22 protein-coding genes and 1 tRNA gene are annotated in these 23,932 nt (G+C 71.3%); 17 read left to right on the forward strand and 6 right to left on the reverse strand.

The features are described 5' to 3' along the window. Nucleotides 1-2: 2 nt before the first annotated feature. Nucleotides 3-1,433 carry a pyridoxal phosphate-dependent decarboxylase family protein gene (locus HNR61_RS26920; protein WP_182845964.1) on the reverse strand — a complete coding sequence of 477 codons (1,431 nt, stop codon included), beginning with the start codon at nt 1,431-1,433 and terminating at the stop codon, nt 3-5. Between the two features lie 175 nt (nt 1,434-1,608). On the opposite strand from HNR61_RS26920, the gene HNR61_RS26925 reads away from it, so the two are divergent. Further along, on the forward strand, nt 1,609-2,469 hold the full coding sequence (locus tag HNR61_RS26925) for a hypothetical protein (RefSeq protein WP_182845965.1): 861 nt from the start codon (nt 1,609-1,611) through the stop codon (nt 2,467-2,469). After that, complete coding sequence (locus HNR61_RS26930) at nt 2,466-2,822, forward strand: MmcQ/YjbR family DNA-binding protein (protein ID WP_182845966.1); 357 nt, start codon at nt 2,466-2,468, stop codon at nt 2,820-2,822. Before HNR61_RS26925 ends, HNR61_RS26930 begins: the two co-directional genes overlap by 4 nt. Here HNR61_RS26930 and HNR61_RS26935 read toward each other — a convergent pair. Beyond that, on the reverse strand, nt 2,819-3,538 hold the full coding sequence (locus HNR61_RS26935; protein WP_182845967.1) for a DUF6597 domain-containing transcriptional factor: 720 nt from the start codon (nt 3,536-3,538) through the stop codon (nt 2,819-2,821). The two genes, HNR61_RS26930 and HNR61_RS26935, sit on opposite strands and share 4 nt — an antisense overlap. A gap of 74 nt (nt 3,539-3,612) precedes the next feature. Between HNR61_RS26935 and HNR61_RS26940 the strand changes: the two genes are divergently transcribed. From HNR61_RS26940 to HNR61_RS26950, 3 genes are all read left to right on the forward strand, one after another. Beyond that, on the forward strand, nt 3,613-4,167 hold the full coding sequence (locus tag HNR61_RS26940) for a type 1 glutamine amidotransferase domain-containing protein (protein WP_182845968.1): 555 nt from the start codon (nt 3,613-3,615) through the stop codon (nt 4,165-4,167). A 95-nt stretch (nt 4,168-4,262) separates the two neighbouring features. Next, on the forward strand, nt 4,263-5,699 hold the full coding sequence (pyk, locus tag HNR61_RS26945) for a pyruvate kinase (RefSeq protein WP_182845969.1): 1,437 nt from the start codon (nt 4,263-4,265) through the stop codon (nt 5,697-5,699). Nucleotides 5,700-5,853: 154 nt separating this feature from the next. Then, nucleotides 5,854-6,027 (forward strand): hypothetical protein, encoded by a 174-nt coding sequence (locus HNR61_RS26950; protein ID WP_157420472.1) that lies wholly within the window; start codon nt 5,854-5,856, stop codon nt 6,025-6,027. A 9-nt stretch (nt 6,028-6,036) separates the two neighbouring features. Here HNR61_RS26950 and HNR61_RS26955 read toward each other — a convergent pair whose 3' ends face one another. Both HNR61_RS26955 and HNR61_RS26960 read right to left on the reverse strand, forming a co-directional pair. Beyond that, nucleotides 6,037-6,813, reverse strand: coding sequence for a helix-turn-helix domain-containing protein (locus HNR61_RS26955; RefSeq protein ID WP_182845970.1), 777 nt, complete (start codon nt 6,811-6,813; stop codon nt 6,037-6,039). A 67-nt stretch (nt 6,814-6,880) separates the two neighbouring features. Continuing rightward, nucleotides 6,881-6,954: transfer RNA gene (locus HNR61_RS26960), tRNA-Leu, on the reverse strand. Nucleotides 6,955-7,086: 132 nt separating this feature from the next. Here HNR61_RS26960 and HNR61_RS26965 point away from each other — a divergent pair. The 6 genes from HNR61_RS26965 to HNR61_RS26990 all read left to right on the forward strand — a co-directional run bounded on the left by HNR61_RS26965 (nt 7,087) and on the right by HNR61_RS26990 (nt 13,130). Beyond that, on the forward strand, nt 7,087-7,719 hold the full coding sequence (locus tag HNR61_RS26965; RefSeq protein WP_182846070.1) for an ANTAR domain-containing response regulator: 633 nt from the start codon (nt 7,087-7,089) through the stop codon (nt 7,717-7,719). A 367-nt stretch (nt 7,720-8,086) separates the two neighbouring features. Continuing rightward, entirely contained in the window at nt 8,087-9,253 is a 1,167-nt protein-coding gene (locus HNR61_RS26970; protein ID WP_246443793.1) for a branched-chain amino acid ABC transporter substrate-binding protein, read from the forward strand. A gap of 116 nt (nt 9,254-9,369) precedes the next feature. After that, complete coding sequence (locus HNR61_RS26975) at nt 9,370-10,335, forward strand: branched-chain amino acid ABC transporter permease (RefSeq protein WP_067829764.1); 966 nt, start codon at nt 9,370-9,372, stop codon at nt 10,333-10,335. Next, nucleotides 10,332-11,495, forward strand: a complete 1,164-nt coding sequence (locus tag HNR61_RS26980; RefSeq protein ID WP_182845972.1) for a branched-chain amino acid ABC transporter permease — start codon at nt 10,332-10,334, stop codon at nt 11,493-11,495. The genes HNR61_RS26975 and HNR61_RS26980 overlap by 4 nt, the downstream gene beginning before the upstream one ends. Nucleotides 11,496-11,539: 44 nt before the next feature. Then, on the forward strand, nt 11,540-12,280 hold the full coding sequence (locus HNR61_RS26985) for an ABC transporter ATP-binding protein (RefSeq protein WP_182846071.1): 741 nt from the start codon (nt 11,540-11,542) through the stop codon (nt 12,278-12,280). Beyond that, nucleotides 12,270-13,130, forward strand: a complete 861-nt coding sequence (locus HNR61_RS26990; RefSeq protein WP_182845973.1) for an ABC transporter ATP-binding protein — start codon at nt 12,270-12,272, stop codon at nt 13,128-13,130. The genes HNR61_RS26985 and HNR61_RS26990 overlap by 11 nt, the downstream gene beginning before the upstream one ends. 82 nt (nt 13,131-13,212) lie before the next feature. Here HNR61_RS26990 and HNR61_RS26995 read toward each other — a convergent pair whose 3' ends face one another. Together HNR61_RS26995 and HNR61_RS27000 are read right to left on the reverse strand one after the other, a co-directional pair. After that, nucleotides 13,213-13,758 (reverse strand): DUF4352 domain-containing protein, encoded by a 546-nt coding sequence (locus tag HNR61_RS26995; RefSeq protein WP_182845974.1) that lies wholly within the window; start codon nt 13,756-13,758, stop codon nt 13,213-13,215. A gap of 257 nt (nt 13,759-14,015) precedes the next feature. Next, nucleotides 14,016-14,372, reverse strand: coding sequence for a PaaI family thioesterase (locus HNR61_RS27000; protein ID WP_246443855.1), 357 nt, complete (start codon nt 14,370-14,372; stop codon nt 14,016-14,018). Between the two features lie 102 nt (nt 14,373-14,474). Here HNR61_RS27000 and polA point away from each other — a divergent pair, with 102 nt between their 5' ends. The 6 genes from polA (at nt 14,475) to coaE (ending at nt 23,902) form a co-directional block, all read left to right on the forward strand. Further along, nucleotides 14,475-17,171 (forward strand): DNA polymerase I, encoded by a 2,697-nt coding sequence (gene polA, locus HNR61_RS27005; protein WP_182845976.1) that lies wholly within the window; start codon nt 14,475-14,477, stop codon nt 17,169-17,171. Between the two features lie 311 nt (nt 17,172-17,482). Then, the gene (locus HNR61_RS27010; protein WP_312898115.1) at nt 17,483-18,568 is read left to right on the forward strand and encodes a polysaccharide deacetylase family protein; all 1,086 of its coding nucleotides are present in this window, start codon (nt 17,483-17,485) and stop codon (nt 18,566-18,568) included. Nucleotides 18,569-19,112: 544 nt separating this feature from the next. Continuing rightward, nucleotides 19,113-20,594, forward strand: a complete 1,482-nt coding sequence (rpsA, locus tag HNR61_RS27015) for a 30S ribosomal protein S1 (protein ID WP_182845978.1) — start codon at nt 19,113-19,115, stop codon at nt 20,592-20,594. 198 nt (nt 20,595-20,792) lie between these two features. Continuing rightward, entirely contained in the window at nt 20,793-22,739 is a 1,947-nt protein-coding gene (locus HNR61_RS27020) for an endonuclease/exonuclease/phosphatase family protein (RefSeq protein ID WP_182845979.1), read from the forward strand. A 54-nt stretch (nt 22,740-22,793) separates the two neighbouring features. After that, complete coding sequence (locus HNR61_RS27025) at nt 22,794-23,288, forward strand: GNAT family N-acetyltransferase (protein ID WP_182845980.1); 495 nt, start codon at nt 22,794-22,796, stop codon at nt 23,286-23,288. A gap of 14 nt (nt 23,289-23,302) precedes the next feature. Continuing rightward, nucleotides 23,303-23,902 (forward strand): dephospho-CoA kinase, encoded by a 600-nt coding sequence (gene coaE, locus HNR61_RS27030; RefSeq protein WP_182845981.1) that lies wholly within the window; start codon nt 23,303-23,305, stop codon nt 23,900-23,902. Nucleotides 23,903-23,932 lie beyond the last annotated feature (30 nt).

Here is a 23,932-nt window from a genome sequence, read left to right on the forward strand (position 1 = left end):
GTTCAGTCGATGAGGCGTGCGCCCAGCTCCCGTAGCACCTCCACCAGCAGCTCCACGTCGGCGGCCGTGGTGCGCCAGTTCAGGGCCGCCGGGCGGAACATCGTCATGCCCCGGTGGACGCTCGTGCCCGCGAACACGCGCCCGTCGGACAGCAGCGCCTTGCCCAGCCGCGCGTTGAGGGCGTTCAGCTCCTCCTCGGGGACCCCCGGCGGCCGGTACCGGAAACACACCACGCACAACCGCACCGGCGCCAGCAGCTCCAGGTCGGGGGCCTGCTCCACCAGCCCGCCCAGGTGCGCCGACACGTCCAGATGCCGTTCGACCATCTCCCGGTAGCCGGAGCGGCCGTAGGCGCGCAGCGTCGCCCAGATCGGCAGGGCCCGCGCCCGCCGCGACGACTCGGGACCGAGCATGTTGTAGTTGATGCGCTCCTCGTCGGGCTCGGGCAGGTACGGCGCGTCCCACGCCCCGAACGCCCGCCCCAGCCACGCCGGGTCCTTCACGAACGAGAACCCGCTCTCGTAGGGCACGTTCAGCCACTTGTGACCGTCGGCGGTCACCGAGTCGGCCCGCTCCACCCCGCGCGCCATATGCGCCGTGCGCGGCGACACCGCCGCGAACAGCCCGAACGCGCCGTCCACGTGCAGCCACGCCCCGTACCGCTCGGCCAGGTCCGCCATCTCCGCCAGCGGGTCGCTGTCGCCGGTGTTGACGTCGCCGAGGTTGCCCACCAGCACCGCCGGGGCCCCCTCCAGCGCCACCAGGGCCTCCTCCAGCGCCGCCAGGTCCAGCCGCCCCGCGTCGTCGCGGGCCAGCACCCGCACCGAGTCGCGCCCGCACCCCAGGACCTGCAGCGCCTTGCGGGTGCTCACGTGCACCAGCCCGCTGCTGAACACCGGCATCGGCGGCAGCCCCGCCAGCCCGTCGGCGACCACGTCCACCCCGTGCCGGTCCGCCCACCACGCCCGCGCGCACGCCAGCCCCGTCAGGTTCGCGAACGTCGCGCTGGGCGTCAGCACCCCGCCGAACGACTCCGGCAGCCCGAACAGGTCCTTCAGCCACCGCAGCACCACCGTCTCGGCCCGCGCCGCCAGCGGCGAGGTCGCCCACAGCCCCGCCCCCTGGTCCAGCAGCGACGTCACCCAGTCCCCGGCCATCGCCGCGGGCGTCGCCCCGCCCACCACGAAGTGGAAGAACCGCGGCCCCGACGAGTGCGTCGCCGCCTCCGTCCCCACCCGCAGCAGCCGCTCCACGCTCGCCAGCGTCCCCTCGCCCCGCTCCGGCAGCGGCCCGTCCAGCTCCGCCAGCAGCCCGTCGCGCGACCGGTCGTGGACCAGCCGCTTCGGTAGCTCCTCCAGATAGGGGCCGGCGGCCTCCGCCACCGTCCGCAACGCCGCCAGCGCCTGGTCATGCTCGGTCAAAGGATCACTCATGCGTCCCATTGAACAGCCAACACACGGCAAAGATCATGGAACGGCCGGTTCCGGACCTTGTGTGGGACCACCACGGCCACTACCTTTTCGCCGCGCCCGGTCACCCACCGCTGGGGTGACCGGGCGTCCGATTCCTCCAAGACCGCGACCGGCCCGACGCCCTAACGTGACCCGCATGACGTCCCTGTCGCGCGCGGACCTGGCCCGCGCCGAACGCTTCGTGTGGCTCAACGCCCGCGTCCTCGACCGCCACCGCTTCGCGCTCCACTTCCGCGGCGGCCCACCCGGACCCCTCCTGGCGGCCCTGCGCCCCTACGCCACCCCCGACGGCGGCTACGGCCACGCCCTGGAACCCGACCTGCGCGGCCCCGCCGCCCAGCCCGCCGCCGCCCAGCACGCCCTGGACGTCCTGCACGAGGCCGGAGCCGACGACGACCCCGCCGTCACCCGCGTCGCCGACTTCCTCACCACCATCACCCGGCCCGACGGGGGAGTGCCGTTCGTCCTGCCCACCGCCCCCGACGACCCGCACGCCCCCTGGTGGACCACCGGCGACGACCCGCCCTCCGCCCTCAACCCCACCGCCACCCTCGCCGGCATGCTGCACCGCGCCGGCTCCACCCACCCCTGGCTGGCCCCCGCCACCGACTACTGCTGGACCCACCTGGAACGCGACCGCCGCCACGCCCCCTACGACGTCCTCGCCGCCCTGACGTTCCTCGACCACGTCCCCGACCGCGACCGCGCCACCGCCGCCCTGGACCGCAACGCCGACGCCTTCCGCGCCCCCGACGGCCCCGGCGACCACCACCGCCCCCTCGACCTCGCCCCCACCCCCGACGGCCTCGGCCGCCGCCTGTTCGACGACGCCACCATCGACGCCGACCTCGACGCCCTGGCCGCCGAACAGCACGACGACGGCGGCTGGACCTTCCCCTGGCCCGCCTGGACCCCCGCCGTCCGACCCGAATGGCGCGGCCTCCTCACCATCGAACGGCTCCGCACCCTCCGCGCCTACGGCAGACTCCAGGAATGAAACCCGAGACCGTCGCCCAGCACTGCCTGTCCCTGCCCGACGGGACCGAGGACTTCCCCTTCGGCCCCCAGCCCGCCGTCTACAAGACCGGCGGAAAGATCTTCGCGCTGCTCGCCGAGGACGCCGACCCGCCCCGCGTCAGCCTCAAACTGCCCCCCGACGAGGTCGAGGCCCTCAAGGCCCAGTACCCCGCCACCGTCCTGCCGGGCTACCACCTCAACAAACGCCACTGGGTGACCGTCCTGCTGGAGGGCGACCTCGACGACGAGGAGATCCTCACCCTCATCGACGCCTCCCACGAGACCGTCATCCAGGCCATCCCCAAGACCCGCCGCCCCCCGTCGGCCCGCTAGAGCAGCCCCCGCATCGGTACGCCGCCCAACCCCCGCACCTCGTTCGCCATGTGCGCCTGGTCGGCGTACCCGGCCACCTGCGCCACCTCCGCCAGCGGCCGCCCCGCCCGCGCCAGCCGCAACGCCCGCTGGAACCGCAGCACCCGCTGCACCGTCTTCGGCCCGTACCCGAACGCCGCGACCGCCCGCCGCCGCACCTGCCGCTCACTCAACCCCAGCCCGACCGCGACCTCCCGCACCGACGCCCCGCCCACCAGCCCCCGCGCCAGCGCCGGAGCCAGCGGATCCGCCGGACCCCCCGCCGCCGCCCGCGCCACCACCGCCCCCGCCAGCACCGCCCCCGGATCGGCCGCACCCGCCAGCGCCTCCGCCAACCGCTCGGCGCCGTCCCCCCACAGCTCCCGCAACGGCACCCGCCCGTCCCGCACCGCGTCGGCCGGCACCCCCAGCGCCAGAACCGCCGCCCCCGGCCGGAACCGCACCCCCACCAGCCGGTCACCCGGCCCGATCGTCGCCGGAACCGGCCCGGTGTCCGGCCCCGCCACCTGCACCAGACCCCGCGCCGCCCACCAGACCACGTCCACGCACCCGTCCGGCACCACCCGCTGCGTGAACGGCTCCGCCCCCGCCGGCAACGCCGACTCCCACACACACGCCACCCCCGCCGTGACCTGCGTCGCGTCCGCGGCGGTCTCCCGATAACCCGTGGGATTCACAACACCCTGCATACCACCCGCCTCCCCGGGCAGGGATCCCCCCGTCAACGACGACCCCCCGACGGGAGGAAACCGTGTCCCACGAACTCCAGGGCAAGACCATCGCCTTCCTCATCGCCCCCGAAGGCGCCGAACAGGTCGAACTCACCGAACCCTGGAAGGCCGTCAAGGACGCCGGCGGCCACCCCCGACTGGTCTCCACCCAGTCCGGCCGCGCCCAGGCGTTCAACCACCTCGACAAGGGCGACACCTTCCAGGTCGACACCACCGTCGACGTCTCCGGCCACACCGAGTTCGACGCCCTCGTCCTGCCCGGCGGCGTCGCCAACCCCGACTTCCTGCGCACCGACGACGGCGCCGTCGCCTTCGTCAAGGCCTTCTTCGACGCCGGCAAGCCCGTCGCCGCCATCTGCCACGCCCCCTGGACCCTCATCGAGGCCGACGTCGTCCGCGGCCGCGAACTCACCTCCTGGCCCAGCCTGCGCACCGACCTGCGCAACGCCGGCGCCACCTGGGTCGACCAGGAGGTCAAGGTCTGCGACCACGGCTCCAATCGCCTGGTCACCAGCCGCAAACCCGACGATCTGAAGGCCTTCTGCCAGACCCTCGTGCAGGAGTTCTCCCGCTGAGAACCACCCGGTGGTCCAGACCACCGGGTGAATCTTCGGCGACCGTCACCTGCACGAATATCCGTACTGGCAGGTAACTAAGTAGCGTTGTTCCCGTGACCCGTCGAGCAAAGATCGTCAGCACCATCGGCCCCGCCTGCTCCAGCCCCGAGCAGATCCGCGCCCTCGTGGACGCCGGCATCAACGTCGCCCGCCTCAACATGAGCCACGGCGACCACCCCACCCACGAGGCCGTCTACCACCGGCTCCGCGCCGCCGCCGAGGCCACCGGCCGCGGCGTCGGCATCCTCGCCGACCTGCAGGGCCCCAAGATCCGCATCGGACGCTTCCCCGACGGGCCCGTCCGCCTCACCCTCGGCGACGAGTTCACCATCACCACCGAGGACGTCCCCGGCACCCGCCGCCAGGTCTCCACCACCTACCAGGGCCTCCCCGGCGACGTCCGCGCCGGCGACACCGTCCTCATCGACGACGGCCGCGTCGCCCTGGAGGTCACCTCCGTCGACGGCCCCCGCGTCACCACCCGCGTCACCGTCGGCGGCATGGTCTCCGACAACAAGGGCCTCAACCTGCCCGGCGTCCCCGTCAGCGTCCCCGCCCTCACCGACAAGGACGAGGCCGACCTCCGCTGGGCCCTCCGCCTCGGCGTCGACATGGTCGCCCTCTCCTTCGTCCGCACCCCCGCCGACGCCGAGATCTGCTACCAGATCATGGACGAGGAGGGCGTCCGCGTCCCCCTCATCGGCAAGATCGAAAAGCCCCAGGCCGTCGACAACCTCCCCGAGATCGTCGCCGCCTTCGACGGCATCATGGTCGCCCGCGGCGACCTCGGCGTCGAACTCCCCCTCGAACAGGTCCCCATCGTCCAGAAACGCGCCATCGAACTCTGCCGCGAGAAGGCCCGCCCCGTCATCGTCGCCACCCAGATGCTGGAATCGATGATCTCCGCCCCGCGCCCCACCCGCGCCGAGGCCTCCGACGTCGCCAACGCCGTCTTCGAAGGCGCCGACGCCGTCATGCTCTCCGGCGAGACCAGCGTCGGCCAGTACCCCATCCAGTCCGTCCAGACGATGAGCCGCATCGTCGAGGCCGCCGAGGCCGCCGCCCTCGAAGCCACCCACAACCTCAACCGCATGCCCGAGACCGTCGGCGGCGCCATCGCCCGCGCCGCCGCCGAGGTCGGCGCCATCGTCGGAGCCCAGGCCCTGGTCGCCTTCACCATGTCCGGCGAGACCGCCCGCCGCCTGTCCCGCTACCGCTCCCCGATCCCGCTGCTGGCCTTCACCTCCGTGCCCGCCGTCCGCGGCCGCCTCGCCCACGTCTGGGGGGTCGAGACCTTCATCGTCCCCTTCGCCAACCACACCGACGAGATGGTCCACCAGGTCGAACAGGGCCTCCTCGAATCCGGCCGCTGCCAGAAGGGCGACCGCGTCGTCATCGTCGCCGGCTCCCCGCCCGGCACCCCCGGCTCCACCAACGCCCTGCGCGTCCACCGCATCGGCGACGCCATCACCCACCCGGCCGACCACTGAAATCACCATCGCATATCGATCCGGGTTCACCCTGACGGACCGAGCAACCCCGACGCCCCAGCAGGCGTCCGCGCCCCGGCCCGTCCCCGGCCCGTCTCCACACGGAGACGGGCCGCCCTGGACACGACCGCCACCCGTCCCGCAACCTGATCACATGAACCCCGAACCGCACCCGGACGACGAAGCCACCCCGTCCCGCTGGCGCTCCCTGCCCCCACGCACCCCCCTGGAGGACCTGGAGGCCGGCCACGAGGTGCCCCCGGCCCCCCAGGCCATCGCCGAAGGCGGCATCACCCCCCTGGAAGAGGCCACCCGCTACCCGGCCTGAGAAACCCACTCAGTGCTTCGGCCCCACGAACCCGTCCAACCGCGCCACCGCCTCCCTCCGCGCCACGGAGATCTCGATGGGCTTGTTCTGCTTCCAGGAGATCCCGAGAAGGTCGAGCGCCTCGGTGTAGAGACCGCGGATGTCGGCGGACACGTTGGTGAAGAGGTACCGGGGGTACTCGTACCAGCCGTCCCCGGACGGGCGCCGCACCCGGTTGGTCGGGCGGCAGCCGTCCGAGTGGAGGAGACCGCGCACGAACGGCCGGGGATCGGCGTGGACGATCTCACGCTGCCACGCCGCCAGCTCGATCCGCCGTTCGTGCTTGCGCCCGGGACCGTGCTGGGGGAACAGGCACGGCCAGTGCTTGGAATGGGTGTTGACCTCGACGCACCCGGGACGCTGGATGGTCCGCACCCTGTTGTCGGGACGCAGGGCCCGCACCGCGCCGACGCACTCGTCGATCAGGCCGGGCCAGGCGTTCGCACAGGCGATCCGGAGCGCCCACACTTTCTTCTCGGGGGCGCTGACGGGGCTGATGCATCCGTCGCCGAGATAGAGCCCCAGCAGATAGGAGTAATCCGGAGCGGGCTCCGGCGGGCGGGGGGCAGATGAACAGCGAGGGCATTCGCGTGAACCCGCGGCGTAGAGATCACGACCCTGCTCGGTCCTTAATTGCCATTCACGAATGGCGTGGCGGGAAACGCCGGTCCGCCGGCTCACTTCGCTGACGGTGAGACCCTGCCCCAGCAGGGCGAGCGCGCGCTGTCGCGTTGAGGTGTCGTACATGCGCTAAGCGTGACAGGCGGGTACGACAAAACCGCCGCCCGTAACGGGCGGCGGTTTTGTCTGTTTGTGCCCCGAGTGGGATTCGAACCCACACTTTGCGACTTTTGAGGCCGCCCTCTCTGCCGGTTGGAGTATCGGGGCTTATCGGGATGAATCGTACACCGTGGTCGCCGTTGCCTCGAAGTGGTTTCGATGTCACCGGCCGACCTGCCGGGAGCCAGCCTAACGCCTCCCGGTAGTCTTGCGCGCGTGACGGAGAGCGCTCGGCGAGTTGTGATCGCGGAAGATGAGGCCCTGATCCGGCTGGATCTCAAGGAGATGCTGCAGGAGGACGGCTATGAGGTCGTCGGTGAGGCGGGGGACGGCGAGACGGCCGTGCGGCTGGCGGCCGAGCTGAAGCCGGATCTGGTGATCCTGGACGTGAAGATGCCGGTGCTGGATGGTATCTCGGCGGCTGAGCGGATCTCGGCGGATCGGATCGCGCCGGTGGTGATGTTGACGGCGTTCTCGCAGCGGGAGTTGGTGCAGCGGGCGACCGAGGCCGGGGCGATGGCGTATCTGGTGAAGCCGTTCACGAAGTCGGATCTGGCGCCGGTGATCGAGGTGGCGGTGAGCCGTTACACCGAGATGCGGGCGTTGGAGGCGGAGGTCGCGGGGCTGCATGAGCGGCTGGAGACGCGGAAGCTGGTGGATCGCGCCAAGGGGATCTTGCAGGCGGCGAACGGGTGGACGGAGCCGGAGTCGTTCCGGTGGATTCAGAAGACGTCGATGGATCGTCGTTTGACGATGCGGGCGGTCGCGGAGGCTGTGTTGGCGGGGGCGTCTGGTGGGGGTGCCGGGGCCGGTGAGGGGTCCGGGGAGGCCAGGGGTGGCGTGTCCGGGGTGGATGGGCCGGTGGCGGGCTGAGGGGGCCTGTTCGGGGTGGTGTCGGGGGAGTGGGTGTTGCTTGGCCGTGGTTTGACCTTCGGTTGAATGCGGCTTGGCCGTTGTCTGTCCTGTCGGGGTGGGTCGTCTGGTGACGGAGCGTGCTATGTGGTGGTCACCGAGTGTGATTCGCGCTGGCCAATCCGTGCGTCGGATGGCCACAGAGCAGTAACGAACGAATAACCCTTCTATCCGGGGGTCCTGTTATGGGGTGGCCGCTCGGTGTACGACATACCTGATCCCCGGGTGACCGAAATCTCCCCCCAGAGTTTCGGCTTCGCCGGGGCCTGTCTCGTACCCGATCCCCTCCCGGATCCGGATGGAAAGGTTGGGCACCTTGCGGCGCAACATGTTGAGGGTCACCGGCGCGGTGGCCATGAGCGCGGTCCTGGCGCTCGGTGCTGGTGCTTGCGGCGGCGGCGACGGCGGTAAGGGCGGCGGCGGTGACGGCGGCATCACGATCGGGTTCATGGGTGACCTGACCGGTGAGAACTCCGGTCTGGTGATCCCGCCGTACCAGGGTGCGCAGCTGGCGGTCGAGCAGTACAACGCGACCAACCCCACGACCAAGATCACGCTGAAGAAGTACGACAGCCAGGGCAAGCCGGAGCAGGCGACCACGCTGATCCAGGGTGCGGTGAAGAACGACAAGATCACCGCGCTGATCGGTCCGGCGTTCTCGGGTGAGTCGCAGTCGGTCGGTCCGATCCTGGACGAGGCGAAGATCCCGAGCATCACGCCGTCGGCGACCAACGTCACGCTGGCGGAGAAGAGCTGGAAGTACTGGCACCGCGCGGTGGCCGACGACGCCGTGCAGGGCACGGGCGCGGGCGGCTTCATCGCCGACCAGGTGAAGGCGAAGAAGGTCTTCACGGTCCACGACAACCAGGACTACGGCAAGGGCCTGGCCGACAGCATCTCGAACGTCGTCAAGCCCAAGGGCGCGCAGGTGCAGACCGACGCGGTGGACGACAAGGCGAGCGACTACTCGTCGACGGTCAACAAGATCAAGCAGTTCAACCCGGAGATCGTGTACTTCGGTGGGTACTACTCGGTCGCGGGCAAGCTGTTCAAGCAGCTCCGTGAGGCGGGCTACACCGGCAAGATGATGTCGGGCGACGGTTCGCTGGCGGCGGGCCTGGTCGAGGGCGCCGGTCAGAAGAACGCGCAGGGTGCGCTGCTGTCGTGCGGTTGCGTGATCGACGCCGAGGGTAAGGTCAGCGCGAAGAGCAAGAAGTTCGCCGAGGACTACAAGGCGAAGTTCGGCTCGCCGGTGGCGATCTACTCCAGCGAGGGCTACGACGCGGCGACGGCGCTCATCGAGGCGATCAAGGCCGGCAAGACCAAGTCGGAGGACATCAACGAGTTCCTCAAGACGGTGGACTTCGAGGGTGTCGGCAAGCGGATCAAGTTCGACGACAAGGGCGAGCTGGCCTCCCAGGACATCTACGTCTACCAGGTCAAGGACAACACGATCCCGCTGCTCGGCAAGAGCACCGAGGCCAAGCCGGCCTGAGTGGGCTTCGGGCTCGTTCCCGAACTGAATCATCCGACCCCTTCGCGGGGACCCTGTTGGCGCGGGAGCGGGAGCGCTACGAGCGCTCCCGCTCCTTTTCACAGAGGCGACCAAAGGTGCTCGACAACTTCGTTAATCAATTTTGGCCGAACACTATCGACGGCCTGTCGCTGGGAGCGATCTACGCGCTCGTCGCGCTGGGCTACACGATGGTCTACGGCGTGCTGCGACTGATCAACTTCGCCCATGCAGAGATCTTCATGGTGGGCACGTTCGCGTCGGTCTTCACGATCCAGGCCCTGGGCGTCTCGGAGGTCGGCGGTCTCGGCCTGATCGGCGTCGTGGTGCTGCTGGCGCTGGTGTCCGGTCTGGTGTCGGGCGGCAGCGCGGTGTTGCTGGAGGCGACGGCGTACCGTCCGCTGCGGAAGCGGGGGGCGTCGCGGCTGGCGGCGCTGATCTCGGCGATCGGTGCTTCGATCTTCATTCAGCAGCTGTTCGCCACGATCGGGGTGCCGCTGCTGTTCGACACCTCCAAGGAGGCCGGCAAGCTGCCGGTGAACTCGCACTTCGTCGAGCGCAGCAACGTGATCGATCTGGGGCCGATCCAGGTCAGCAACGACAAGCTGATCATTTTCCTGGGCGCGATCCTGATGATGATCGCGCTGGACCAGTTCGTGAACCGCACGAAGCTGGGCCGCGGTATCCGTTCGACCGCGCAGGACCCGGAGACCGCGGTGCTGATGGGCGTGAACATCGACCGGGTGGTGACCGCGACGTTCCTGGTCGGCGGCATCATGGCCGGTGTCGCGGCCGCGCTGTACATCGTGCGGTTCGAGCAGGCGTGGTACTTCACGGGCTTCCTGCTCGGTATCAAGGCGTTCACGGCGGCGGTCCTCGGCGGTATCGGCAACATCCGCGGGGCCCTGGTCGGCGGTTTCGCCCTCGGGCTGTTCGAGGCCTACGGGGCGAGCATTTTCGGCTCGGGATGGAAGGACGTGGTCGCGTTCTCCGTCCTGATCCTGGTCCTCATGTTCCGTCCCACCGGCATTCTCGGTGAGTCCCTCCAGCAGGCGCGCGCATGAACCTCACGAAGACTTCCAAGGGAAACGGCGGACGCGGTCTCTCGCTGGACGCGCTCCGCGACTGGTGGGCGACGGCTCCGGGCGGTGCGCGCTGGGCGGTCTACGGGCTGCTGGTGGTCGGCGCGCTGCTGCTGCCGAGCGAGAGCATCGGCGCGTTCATGGCGGGCGGCGGCGGTGACTGGGCGACGATGCTCAGCGACCAGATCGGGATCTACATCCTGCTGGGCCTGGGCCTGAACATCGTGGTCGGCATGGCGGGTCTGCTGGACCTGGGCTATGTGGCGTTCTACGCGGTGGGCGGCTACACGATCGGCATCTTCGCCACCAAGTTCGGGTGGCACTTCTGGGAGACGCTGATCCTGGCGATCGTGTTCTCGGCGCTGGCCGGGATCCTGCTGGGCGCCCCGACGCTGCGGCTGCGCGGCGACTACCTGGCGATCGTGACGCTGGGCTTCGGTGAGATCGTCAAGAAGACGGTCAACAACACCCAGTACGTCAACGGCCCGCGCGGTATCCAGGGCATCCCGCACCCGCCGTCGCTGAGCGAGTTCGAGATCTTCGGGGTGCAGCCGCTGAAGTACGGGCTGCTGGACTCGCGGCCGTACTACTACCTGCTGGTGTTCTTCATCATCCTGACGATCATCTTCACGAAGCGGATGGAGCGCAGCCGGGTCGGCCGGGCCTGGGCGTCGATCCGTGAGGACGAGGACGCGGCCGAGCTGATGGGCGTGCCGACGTTCCGCTTCAAGCTGGCGGCGTTCGCGCTGGGCGCGGCGATCGGCGGCAGCGGCGGCGTGGTGTTCGCGGCCAAGCAGACGTCGATCAACCCGGAGAACTTCACGTTCCTGGTGTCGGCGCTGATCCTGGCGGCGGTGGTGCTGGGCGGTTCGGGCAACATCCCGGGCGTGGTCCTGGGCGCGTTCATCATCGCGTGGCTTCCCGAGCGGTTCCGCGAGCTGGCGGACTACCGCATGCTGATCTTCGGTCTGGCGCTGATGGTCATGATGATCTTCCGCCCGGAGGGGTTGTGGCCGTCGCGGCAACGCAAGGCCGAACTCGCCGAGGGCACCGGCGGTATGGGCAGTATGGGGGCAGAGGTGGCCGGTCCCGGTACGGCCGGTCCGGGTACCGCGGGTCACTCCGCGGAGGTGGGCAAGTGAGCGACTCTCAGCCGACGAACGTCCTGGAACTGCGGGACGTGGTCATGCGCTTCGGCGGTGTGACCGCCATCAACAAGCTGAACCTGGAGATCCGCAAGGGCGAGATCTTCGCTCTGATCGGTCCGAACGGCGCGGGCAAGACGACGGTGTTCAACGTGACCACCGGCGTGTACCGGCCGACCGAGGGCCAGGTGGTCTTCAACGGGCAGCGCATCAACGGCAAGAAGCGCTTCCAGATCACCAAGCTGGGCGTGGCGCGCACGTTCCAGAACGTGCGGCTGTTCCACAACATGACGGCCCTGGAGAACGTGATGGTGGGGGCCGACGCCCACCACCGGACCGGGTTCATGGGCGCGTGGCTGGGACTGCCGTGGCACCGGCGCGAGGAGCGCGAGGGCCGGGAGAAGGCCCGCGAGCTGCTGGAGCTGGTGGGGGTCGGGCACCGCATCGGGGAGGTGGCCAAGAACCTGCCCTACGGTGACCAGCGCCGGCTGGAGATCGCGCGGGCGCTGGCCACGAACCCCAGGCTGCTGCTGCTCGACGAGCCCGCCGCGGGCATGAACCCGGCGGAGAAGATCGCGCTGCAGGAGCTGATCCGGGCGATCCGGGACCGGGGCGTGACCGTGCTGCTCATCGAGCACGACATGAGCCTGATCATGGGGATCAGCGACCGGATCGCGGTGCTGGACTTCGGCCAGAAGATCGCCGAGGGTCTGCCGGCCGAGATTCAGAACGACCCGCGGGTCATCGAGGCGTATCTGGGGGCTCCGGCCGATGCTTCTTGAGATCAAGGACATCCACGTCCACTACGGAAAGATCGCGGCGCTCAAGGGCATCACCGCGACGGTCGACCAGGGCGAGATCGTGACGCTGATCGGCGCCAACGGCGCCGGGAAGACCACGACGCTCAAGACGATCTCGGGGCTGCGCCCGCTGTCGTCGGGGTCGATCGTGTTCGAGGGCAAGGACATCTCCAAGATGCCGGGCCACAAGCGCGTGGTCGCCGGGATCGGCCAGTCACCGGAGGGCCGGGGATGCTTCCCCGGCATGACGGTGGAGGAGAACCTCCTGATGGGCGCCTACACCCGCAAGGGGGACGTCTCCAAGGAGCTGAACGAGGCCTACGAGCTGTTCCCGCGGCTGGCCGAGCGCAAGACGCAGGCGGCGGGCACCATGTCCGGCGGCGAGCAGCAGATGCTGGCGATCGGCCGGGCGCTGATGTCCAAGCCGAAGGTGCTGCTGCTGGACGAGCCGTCGATGGGTCTGGCGCCGATGCTGGTGCAGCAGATCTTCACGATCATCCAGGAGATCAACCGGCGCGGCACCACGGTGCTGCTGGTCGAGCAGAACGCGCAGCAGGCGCTGCAGATCGCGCACCGCGCGTACGTTCTGGAGACCGGCCGGGTCGTGAAGTCGGCGCAGGCGTCGGAGCTGCTGGACGACCCGGAGGTCCGCGCGGCCTACCTGGGCGGCGAGCTGGGCGGCGAGCTGGGCGGAGACGGCGCGGACGGCGTGTCCGAGACCCGGGCCGAGAGCGCCTCGGACAACGCCTCCGGCACCGCCTCCGGCACCGCCTCCGACGGTCCCTCCGGCGACGCCCCGGACGGTCCTTCGGTGAGCAAGAGCGACGGCTGACGCCGTTCGTCGCGGTACTGACGGGTCCCGGCGCCCCGCGTTCCACGCGGGGCGCCGGGACCCGGCGCGTTCACCGGCGTGTTCAGGTGAGGGGGATGTCGGCGGGGTCGGGCTGGGACACGGCGCCGACGGTGGGGGACCCCACCACCCGCAGCGCGCGGGCCCCGACGCCCTGCGGCACGTCGTAGTACAGGTCGAACTCGGCGCGCATGGCCGCGCCCACCGACAGCCGTTCGGGCTGCCGCTTGACCATGGTCGCGTTGACGTCGGGGACGAGGGTCCGCCCGTCGGCGGTGACCAGCAGCTGCTTCCAGGTGTCGAAGACCTGGATGTCGCGGCCGGTGTTGACGGCCATGATCCGCACGCGGACGTAGCGGCCCTTCGGTCTCATCTCCGCGTGGCTGCCGAACAGCGAGGTCAGCGGGTCGCTGAACCCCAGGACCGTCACCTGCAGGTCGGCGCTGCGCCCGGCGCGCCCGTGCAGGACGCGTTCGCCCTCGCGGACCTTCTCCGACGGCAGCGCGTAGGCGGGCGGGGGCGCGTCGCGCGAGCATCCCGGCAGCGCGCCGGCGGCGAGGACCGCGACGGCAAGGGCGGGGAGGGCGGCCGACGCCGGGAGAGCACGCATGACCGCACCGTACGGCCCCCGGCCGCGCGGCGGAAGATCCCTTCGCGGGCGGGCGCGGGGCGGGCGTGAGACGGCCCGGGAGCGCCTTTGGGGCCGTACGGGCCTTCCCCGGACACGTACGTTGTCTACTCGGCGCTCCCGGGCCGTTCTGATCCACGGTACAGATCACCGGTGGTCCGTCGCAAAGGTCGCGGCGCACCTGATCACAAGGGACTACCCCGGACCAGCCCCGGATCAGCCCCGGGCCAGCTCCCGGATCAGGGCGCCGGGGGCCGGTCGCGCAGCATGCAGGTCAGGCGGGCGGTGCAGACGCGGCGGTCCTGCTCGTCGGTGATGACGATCTCGTAGGTCGCCAGGGAACGGCCGCCGTGCAGGCGCGTCGCCACCCCCGTGACGTGGCCGTCGGACGCCGCCCGGTGGTGGGTGGCGTTGATCTCGACGCCGACCGCGATGCGGTCCGGCCCGGCGTGCAGCGCCGCCCCGACCGACCCCAGGGACTCGGCCAGCACGCAGGAGGCGCCTCCGTGCAGCAGGCCGTAGGGCTGGGTGTTGCCCTTCACCGGCATCCGGCCGACCACGCGCTCGGCCGAGGCCTCCAGATACTCGATCCCCATCGCCTTGGCGAGATCGCCGAGCGGGTCGGTGGCCCCGGCGAGCTGCTGGTCGGTCAAGTCAGCCTCCTTCGAACTGTCGTAGGCGCAGACTAGAGTTCCGGTGTGGCGACGACAGCACCGACCCCTGACAAGCACGACCGGCTCCTGCTGCTGGACGGGCACTCCCTGGCCTACCGGGCGTTCTTCGCGCTGCCGGTGGAGAACTTCTCCACCACCGACGGGCAGCCCACCAACGCCGTGTACGGCTTCACCTCGATGCTCATCAACGTGATGCGCGACGAGCAGCCCACGCACATCGCGGTGGCGTTCGACCGGTCCGAGCCGACGTTCCGGCACGAGCAGTACGTGGAGTACAAGGCCGGGCGCGCCAAGACGCCCGACGAGTTCCGCAGCCAGGTCTCCCTGATCCACGAGGTGCTGGACGCGTTGCGGATCCCGCGGCTGTCGGTGGCCGGGTTCGAGGCCGACGACATCATCGCGACGCTGGCGACCCAGGCGTCGCGGGCCGGGATGGAGACGCTGATCCTGACCGGGGACCGGGACGCCTTCCAGCTGGTCGACGACCACGTCACCGTGCTGTACCCCAAGCGCGGCGTGTCGGAGCTGGCGCGGATGGACCCGGCGGCGGTGGAGGAGAAGTACGGGGTCCCGCCCCAGCGGTACCGGGAGCTGGCGGCGCTGGTGGGGGAGAGCAGCGACAACCTGCCCGGCGTCCCCGGCGTCGGCCCCAAGACCGCCGCCAAGTGGCTGGTCAAGTACGGCAACCTCGACGAGCTGGTCGCGCACGTCGACGAGATCAAGGGCAAGGCGGGCGACAGCCTGCGCGCGAACCTGGGCGACGTGCTGCGCAACCAGCAGATCAACAAGCTGGACTGCGAGGTCGGCCTGGAGCTGACCCCGCCGCAGCTGGCCATGGGCGCCTGGGACCGCGAGGAGATCCACACCCTGTTCGACTCGCTGCAGTTCCGGGTGCTGCGCGAACGCCTGTACGCGTCGGTGTCGGCGGCCGAGCCCGAGGCCGAGGAGGGCTTCGACGTCACGGTCGAGCAGCTGGAGCCCGGCGCGCTGGGCGCCTGGCTGGAGGCCAACGCCCCCGCCGCGGCGCGCACCGGCGTCGCCGTCACCGGCGCCTGGGGCCGCGGCACCGGTGAGATCACCGCGATGGCGCTGGCGTCCAAGCGGGGCCCGGCGGTGTCGTTCGACCCCGCCGAGCTGATCGCCGACGACGAGAAGGCGCTGGCGGCCTGGCTGGCCGACCCCGACCGGCCCAAGGCCGTCCACGACGCCAAGGGCCCCATGCTGGCGCTGGCCGCGCGCGGCCTGACCCTGGCCGGCGTCACCAGCGACACCGCGCTGGCCGCCTACCTGGCGCTGCCCGGGCAGCGCACGTTCGACCTGGGCGACCTGGCGCTGCGCTACCTGCACCGCGAGCTGCGCGAGGAGCAGGACGACTCCGGGCAGCTCACCCTCGACGGCACCGGCGAGCAGGAGGCCGCCCGCGACCTGGCGGTGCGGGCCCGCGCCGTCGCCGAGCTCGCCGACGCCCTGGACGCCGACCTGGAGCGCCGCGGCGCGACCCGGCTGCTGCACGAGGTGGAACTGCCGCTGGTGCGGGTGCTGGCCGACATGGAGCGCGCCGGGATCGCCGTGGACGCCGACCACCTGGCGAACCTGTCGGCGTCCCTGGGCGGCCAGGTCAAGGAGCAGGAGCAGCTCGCCCACGCCGCGGTCGGCCGCGAGTTCAACCTCGGCTCGCCCAAGCAGGTCCAGCAGGTGCTGTTCGAGGAGCTGAACCTGCCCAAGACCAAGCGCACCAAGACCGGCTACACCACCGACTCCGAGGCGCTGACCGGGCTGCTGGCCAAGGAGGGCCACCCGGTCCTGGAGCACATCCTGCGCTGGCGCGAGGTCGCCAAGCTCAAGTCGATCGTGGACTCGCTCATCCCGATGGCCGACGACGCCGGGCGCATCCACACCACCTTCAACCAGATGGTCGCCGCCACCGGGCGGCTGTCGTCGACCGACCCCAACCTGCAGAACATCCCGATCCGCACCGCCGAGGGCCGCCAGATCCGCGAGGCGTTCGTGGTGGGGGAGGGGTACGCGTCGCTGCTGACCGCCGACTACAGCCAGATCGAGCTGCGGATCATGGCGCACCTGTCGGGCGACGAGGCGCTGCTGGAGGCGTTCGGCTCCGGCGCCGACTTCCACACCATCACCGCCTCCCACGTGTTCGGGCTGCCGCCCGAGCAGATCGACTCCGAGCTGCGCGCCCGCATCAAGGCCATGAACTACGGCCTGGCCTACGGACTGTCGGCCTACGGGCTGTCGCAGCAGCTGTCGATCGCGCCCGACGAGGCGCGGGGGCTGATGGAGGAGTACTTCCAGCAGTTCGGCGGCGTCCGCGACTACCTGCAGGACGTGGTCGCCAAGGCCCGCCAGGACGGCTACACCGAGACGATCCTGGGCCGCCGCCGCTACCTGCCCGACCTCAACTCCGACAACCGGCAGCGCCGCGAGATGGCCGAGCGCATGGCCCTCAACGCGCCGATCCAGGGCTCGGCCGCCGACATCATCAAGGTCGCCGGCCTCAACGTCGACCGCGCCCTGCGCGAGGAGGGCCTGCGGTCGCGGATGCTGCTCCAGGTCCACGACGAGCTGGTGTTCGAGGTCGCCGAGGGCGAGCTGGAGACCCTCCAGGACCTGGTCCGCCGGGAGATGGCCGGCGCCTACCACCTGCGGGCGCCGCTGGAGGTCTCCATGGGCACCGGACGCACCTGGCAGGACGCCGCCCACTAGACGCTCTGCGGCGGCCCCGTGGCGGTCTCCACGGGCGTTTCAGGGGCACGCCGTCCCCCAGGGGTCCCGGTGTCCCACCGGTGGTCCCGAACACCATCGGAAGACCCCGTCTTGATCTTCTGCGGGCAAGGAGACAGGGCGGGGTCTTTTGCGTGCCCCCTCAGCCCTTAAAGCCTTCATTTCGGGAAAGCGAGTTGTATGACCGTTTGATCCTTGGCGGCGTACGCTGTCCCCGGGCCGTGAACGCGCCGACCGACGGGGGTACCGTGCCGCTTCTGCACAAGTTCGCTGCTGCCGTCATCGTCTGCGCCGTGGCACTCGGGCTGACCCTGCCGGGCGAACGGCAACGCGAGCCCGGGAGCCGGGAGGCCGCCCACGCCGGGGCCGTGCGCGACGCCGCCCCGCCGGCCGCGCGCAGCGACCCGCGGGCGCCCGCCCGGGCGGGCGCCGCCAGCCCGGCGCCGTCCGCGCCGCCCAGCCCCTCGGTCCCGGCGACGCTGCCGCCCGCCCCGCCCGCGGCCGCCGCCGCCAAGGCCAACGAGCTCGGCCGGGTCCCGGTGCTGATGTACCACCGGATCCTGCCCAAGCCGCAGCTGTCCCTGGACCGCTCGACCAAGGAGCTGCGCGACGAGCTGACCCGGCTCGCCAAGGGCGGCTACGTCCCGATCACCGCCGCCGAGTTCGTCGGCGGGCGCTTCGACGTCCCGGCGGGCAGGCACCCGGTCGTGCTGACGTTCGACGACAGCACCCCCGGGCACTTCGGCCTGGACGCCCAGGGCAACGTCAAGCCCGACACCGCCGTGGCGATCATCCAGGAGGTCGCGCGGGCCCACCCGGGCTTCCGGCCGGTGGCCACCTTCTACGCCAACAAGGACCTGTTCGGCCTCGGCGACCAGGCCGCCGCCGGGCTGGCGTGGCTGACCTCGCGCGGCTTCGAGATCGCCAACCACACCGTCGACCACTCCGACCTGTCCCGGCTGGACCGCGCCGCCGTCCAGAAGGAGATCGGCGGGATGGAGGACCGGCTCCGCGCCGTCACCGGGCGGAACACCGCCACCTTCGCCTACCCGTTCGGCTCGGTGCCGCGCAAGCGGGACTGGGCGCGCAGGCAGGACGGCCGGTACGACTTCCAGGGCATGTTCCTGGCCGGATGGCAGCCGTCGCCCTCGCCGTTCGACTCCGGCTTCGACCGGTTCGCGATCGCCCGGGTCCGCTCCGAGGGCAAGATCAAGGAGAACGACTGCCAGCGGTTCTGCTCGGTGGCCTGGCTCGACCACCTCGACAAGAACCCGCAGGAGCGCTACACCTCCGACGGCGACCCCAACGCGATCACCATCCCGAGGTCCGCCGAGGAACGCCTGGCCAAGGACTTCCGGGCCCGCGCCCGCGTCTGGTAGCCGTGTCGCAAGAGCCCTGGCCCACGGCGCCCGCCCGGGGGGCTCGCACCCCACCAGGCCTTGGCGAGCGCGACATCGCTTCGCGATCCGACCGGCGGGCCCCCGCCTCCGGCTTCGGGCCCGCCGGTCAGGTAGCGCGCTCGCGTGCGTGGCCGAGACCCACTTTGCGACAAGCCCCGGGCGTGCCGATCGTCGTGCCGATCGTCGTGCCGATCGTCGTGCCGATCGTCGTGCCGATCGTCGTGCCGATCGTCGTGCCGATCGTCGTGCCGGGCGCGGTGCCGGGCGCGGTGCCGGGCGTGGCGCGGCCCGCTCCGATTGACCAGCCGGGATTGGTCCCATATCCTGATCGCTGCGCTGTGGGCTTGCGCGCGCTTCGGACGGAGCAAGCTCGCGCTCGGTCTCGTCGGCGACATCGGTTCGGTCACCAACGTGGGTTTCCCTCGGGATCCCCGCGTTCCATCCGGTTCTCGGCAGGGCGGATAAAGAGCCCTCCGCGCAAAGCCAGACACCTACTATGTCCGTATCCGGAGCCAGCCGACACATGACGAGCAGCACCGAGGCCACCTCGACCACCCCGCAGGTAGCGGTCAACGACATCGGGTCAGAGGAAGCCTTCCTCGCCGCGATCGACGAGACCATCAAGTACTTCAACGACGGCGACATCGTCGAAGGCACCGTTGTCAAGGTCGATCGAGACGAGGTCCTCCTCGACATCGGCTACAAGACCGAAGGTGTCATCCCGTCCCGTGAGCTCTCCATCAAGCACGACGTCGACCCCAACGAGGTCGTCGCCGTCGGAGACCACGTCGAGGCCCTCGTCCTCCAGAAGGAGGACAAGGAAGGCCGCCTGATCCTGTCCAAGAAGCGCGCCCAGTACGAGCGCGCCTGGGGCACGATCGAGAAGATCAAGGACGAGGACGGCATCGTCACCGGTACGGTCATCGAGGTCGTCAAGGGCGGCCTGATCCTCGACATCGGCCTGCGCGGCTTCCTGCCCGCGTCGCTGGTCGAGATGCGCCGTGTCCGTGACCTGCAGCCCTACGTGGGCCGCGAGCTCGAGGCCAAGATCATCGAGCTCGACAAGAACCGCAACAACGTGGTCCTGTCCCGCCGCGCCTGGCTGGAGCAGACCCAGAGCGAGGTCCGCCAGACCTTCCTCAACACCCTGCAGAAGGGCCAGGTCCGCAAGGGCGTCGTGTCCTCGATCGTCAACTTCGGTGCGTTCGTGGACCTCGGCGGCGTCGACGGCCTGGTGCACGTGTCCGAGCTGTCCTGGAAGCACATCGACCACCCCTCCGAGGTCGTCGAGGTCGGTCAGGAGGTCACGGTCGAGGTCCTGGACGTCGACATGGAGCGCGAGCGCGTCTCCCTGTCGCTCAAGGCGACCCAGGAAGACCCGTGGCAGCAGTTCGCCCGCACCCACCAGATCGGCCAGGTCGTGCCGGGCCGCGTCACCAAGCTGGTGCCGTTCGGCGCGTTCGTCCGCGTCGAGGAGGGCATCGAGGGCCTGGTGCACATCTCCGAGCTGGCCGAGCGCCACGTGGAGATCCCCGAGCAGGTCGTCCAGGTCGGCGACGAGATCTTCGTGAAGATCATCGACATCGACCTCGACCGTCGCCGGATCAGCCTGTCCCTCAAGCAGGCCAACGAGTCGGCCGCCGGCATCGAGGAAGAGGACTTCGACCCGACCCTGTACGGCATGCCGGCCGAGTACGACGAGCAGGGCAACTACAAGTACCCCGAGGGCTTCGACTCCGAGACGGGCGAGTGGCTGCCGGGCTTCGACGAGCAGCGCGAGACGTGGGAGCGGCAGTACGCCGAGGCCCGCTCCCGCTTCGACGCCCACCGCAAGCAGATCGAGGAGGCCCGCAAGGCCGAGGCGGAGGCCGACGCCGCGGGCGCCGGCACCACCGAGGCCCCGACCTCCTACTCCGGCGGCGCCGAGAGCGAGACCACCGGTGGCGCCCTGGCCACCGACGAGGCTCTCGCCGCGCTGCGGGAGAAGCTCTCCGGCGGTCAGTGAGCCGCTGAGCAGGACCCGGACCCACCGCGCCCGCCGCTGACCGGCGGCGCGCGGCGGGGCGGCGGCTGAACGAACACGGCCGGAGGACGATCCACGGATCGACCTCCGGCCGTGCTCGTTTTCCCCGCGCCCGGACGGGAACCCGACCCTTCACGACCCCCGCACGCCTCCAGCTCGTCCCCGGGAGCACTCGTTCAATTGGCCAGCACACAGGTAGGCACCCAGACCGGCGGCCCCGCGTCCGGTCCCTCCATCGTCCCGCAGGGCCCGGCGCGACTGGTGTTGATCGCCGTCACCGTCGCGGTGCTCGCCCAGACCCTGCGGTTCTCACTTCCCCAGCTCAACCACTTCGGCGACACCGCCGGGGCCGTCCCCGCCGCGTTCGCGGTGCTGGCGGTCTACCTGGCCGGATTCGCCGCGCCCCTGATCCGCCGCCTCGGCGGGCCCCGCGCCCTGCTGCTCACCGGCGTCGGCGGACTGTTCCTGGTGCGGCTGGTGGTGCAGGCCACCGGCCCGCACCTGTGGCTGACGTTCCTCGGCACCGCCATCGGCATGATCGCGGTCGCGGCGCTGTACGAGGCCGCGCGCGGCCTGTCGGGCGTCGGGTTCGCCACCGCCGCCGTCGCGGGCCTGGCCGCCGACACCGCCGTCCGCATGGCGTTCGCGACCTGGGACCCGGTCTGGCGCTCCGGGATCATGCCGTGGACGGCGTGCCTGGTGTTCGTCGTGCTCGGCGCGCTCGCCCTGTACCGCGAGCTGTCCTCCGGCCCCGTCGCCGCCCCCGGCCTCACCTGGCGCGACGCCCTCGGCGGCGCGGCCGTCGGGCCGTTCCTGGCGTTGCAGATCCTCGTGCTGTCCAGCCCGGCGTTCGTGGCGTCGTCGGGCTGGCTGTCGCTGACCGCCTCGCACATCGTCGTCGCGACCGGGCAGGGCCTGGCGCTGGCGTTCCTGGCGTCCGGGCTCGCCGTGCGGGCCGTGCCCGGCGGCGTGTGCGTGCTCGGCGGCACCCTGCTCGGCGTCGGCGCGGGCACCATCGCCGGGACCTACGCGGTGTCCGGCGTCGAGATCGTGCCCGTGGTGGTCGTCGGGCAGGTGCTGGCGGCGTGGCTGCTGGCGGTCGCCTGCCGCGCCCCGCTGCGCCGCGCCGGGACCGGCGGCCCCGTCTGGCGCCTCGACGCCGGCGCGGCCCTGGGCGGCTTCCTGATCGCGGTGGTGCTGGTGCCCTACCAGCTCAGCGCCATCGAGCCGCTGCCGGTCCCCAACAACCTGCTGCCCGGCCTGGCCGGCATCCTGCTGGGCGCGCTCGCCGCGATCGCCGCCGCGCGCGGCGGACCGCTGCCCGCCCGCGCCCCGCTGCGGGCCCTCACCGCCGGGGCCGCCGCCCTGGTGCTGCTGCTCGGCACCCTGCTGTTCACCGTCGCCGCGCCCGAGACGCGGGCGCGCCCGGCCGCCGCCGCCCCCGGCCAGGTCCGCATCGTCAGCTACAACATCCACGACGGCGTCGACACCTCCGGCCGCCTCGACCCCGAGGCCATCGCCAGGACCATCGAGGCGCAGCGCCCGCAGGTCGTGCTGCTGCAGGAGACCAGCCGGGGATCGCTGATGTCGGGCACCACCGACGTGGGTGTGTGGCTGTCGCGGCGGCTCGGCATGAAACTGCTGTGGGGCCCGGCCGCCGACGGCCAGTTCGGCAACGCCATCCTCACCACCCTGCCGGTGCGGAAGTCCGGCACCGGCCGCATGCCGCGCGGCGACTGGTCCCAGATCCGCGGCTACGTGTGGGCGCGCCTCGGCGTCGGCGACACCACCCTCGACGTGTGGTCCACCCATCTGGAGGGCGGCGCCGACGACGGCCCCGAACGGGTCCGCGAGGTCGCCGCGCTGCTGCGGGCCTGGGGCGGCGCGCCCCGCACCGTCATCGGCGGCGACTTCAACGCCGGGCCCGGCAGCCCCGAGATCGGCCGGATGGGCACCGAGCTCCACAACGCCGCGATCGGCGGCGACTTCGGGCCCACCACCCCCGGCGGCGAGCGCATCGACTGGATCTTCGGCACCGACGACGTGCGGTTCTCCGACTTCCGGATCGGCGACTCCCGGGCCTCGGACCACTTCCCGATCGCCGTCACCGCCACGATCGGCCGCTGACCGCGGCGGGCCGTCCCCGGACCACGCCCGGGGACGGCCCGTTAGGGTCGTGCCATGAGCCCCTCCCCGGTCGTGATCACATCCGCGACCCCCGCCGACGCGGGCGAGATCATGACGGTGCAGCGCGCCGCCTACGTCACCGAGGCGCAGCTGTACGGCGACCCGTTCATCCCGCCGCTGGTGGAGTCCCTGGAGCAGCACCAGAAGGTCCTGGCGGGCGACGCGGTCGTGCTGAAGGCGATGCTCGGCCCCCGCCTGGTCGGCGCCGTCCGCGGCCGGTTCAGCGACCACACCTGCCTGGCCGGCCGGCTCGTCGTCGTCCCCGACCAGCGGGGACGCGGCATCGGCGCGGCCCTCATGCGGGCCCTGGAGGAGCGGGCCGCCGGACGCGCCGACGCGTGCGTGCTGTTCACCGGCCACCTGTCGGAGGACAACCTGCGGCTGTACCGGCGGCTCGGCTACGCCGAGACCCACCGCGAACGCGTCGCCGCCCACCTGATCCTCGTGCACATGCGCAAGCCCCTGCCGTCCGCCGCCGGCCCGGGGTGAGTACGGTGGTGCCCGTGCTGAAAGTGGGACTCACCGGTGGAATCGGATCGGGCAAGAGCGAGGTCGCGGCCCGGCTGGCCGCGCACGGCGCGGTCGTCATCGACGCCGACGGGATCGCCCGGGAGGTGGTCGAGCCCGGCACCCCCGGCCTGGCCGCCGTCGTCGCCGAGTTCGGCGAGCAGGTCCTGCTGCCCGGCGGCGGCATGGACCGGGAACGCGTCGGGAAGATCGTCTTTTCCGATCCCGACCGGCTCAAGGCCCTCAACGCCATCGTCCACCCCCTGGTCGGGGAGCGGATGCAGCAGCTCATGGACGCCGCGCCGGACGACGCGATCGTGGTCTACGACGTGCCGCTGCTCACCGAGAACGGCCTGGCGGAGATGTACGACGTGGTCGTCGTCGTCGACGTCCCCGTCGAGACGCAGCTGGAACGCCTCACCGGCCGCCGCGGCATGAGCGAGCACGACGCCCGCGCCCGCATCGCCGCCCAGGCCACCCGCGAGCAGCGCCGCGCCGTCGCCCACCACGTGATCGACAACTCCGGGTCGCTGGCGGCCCTGCGCGAGCGGGTGGACGCGCTGTGGGACGAGCTCACCGCCGCCGCGGGCCGCTGATCGCTTTCCGGTAACCCGGACGGTACCGGC

It is taken from the genome of Actinomadura kijaniata, from assembly GCF_014138665.1.
In the GTDB taxonomy this organism is placed as follows: Bacteria; Actinomycetota; Actinomycetes; order Streptosporangiales; family Streptosporangiaceae; genus Spirillospora; species Spirillospora kijaniata.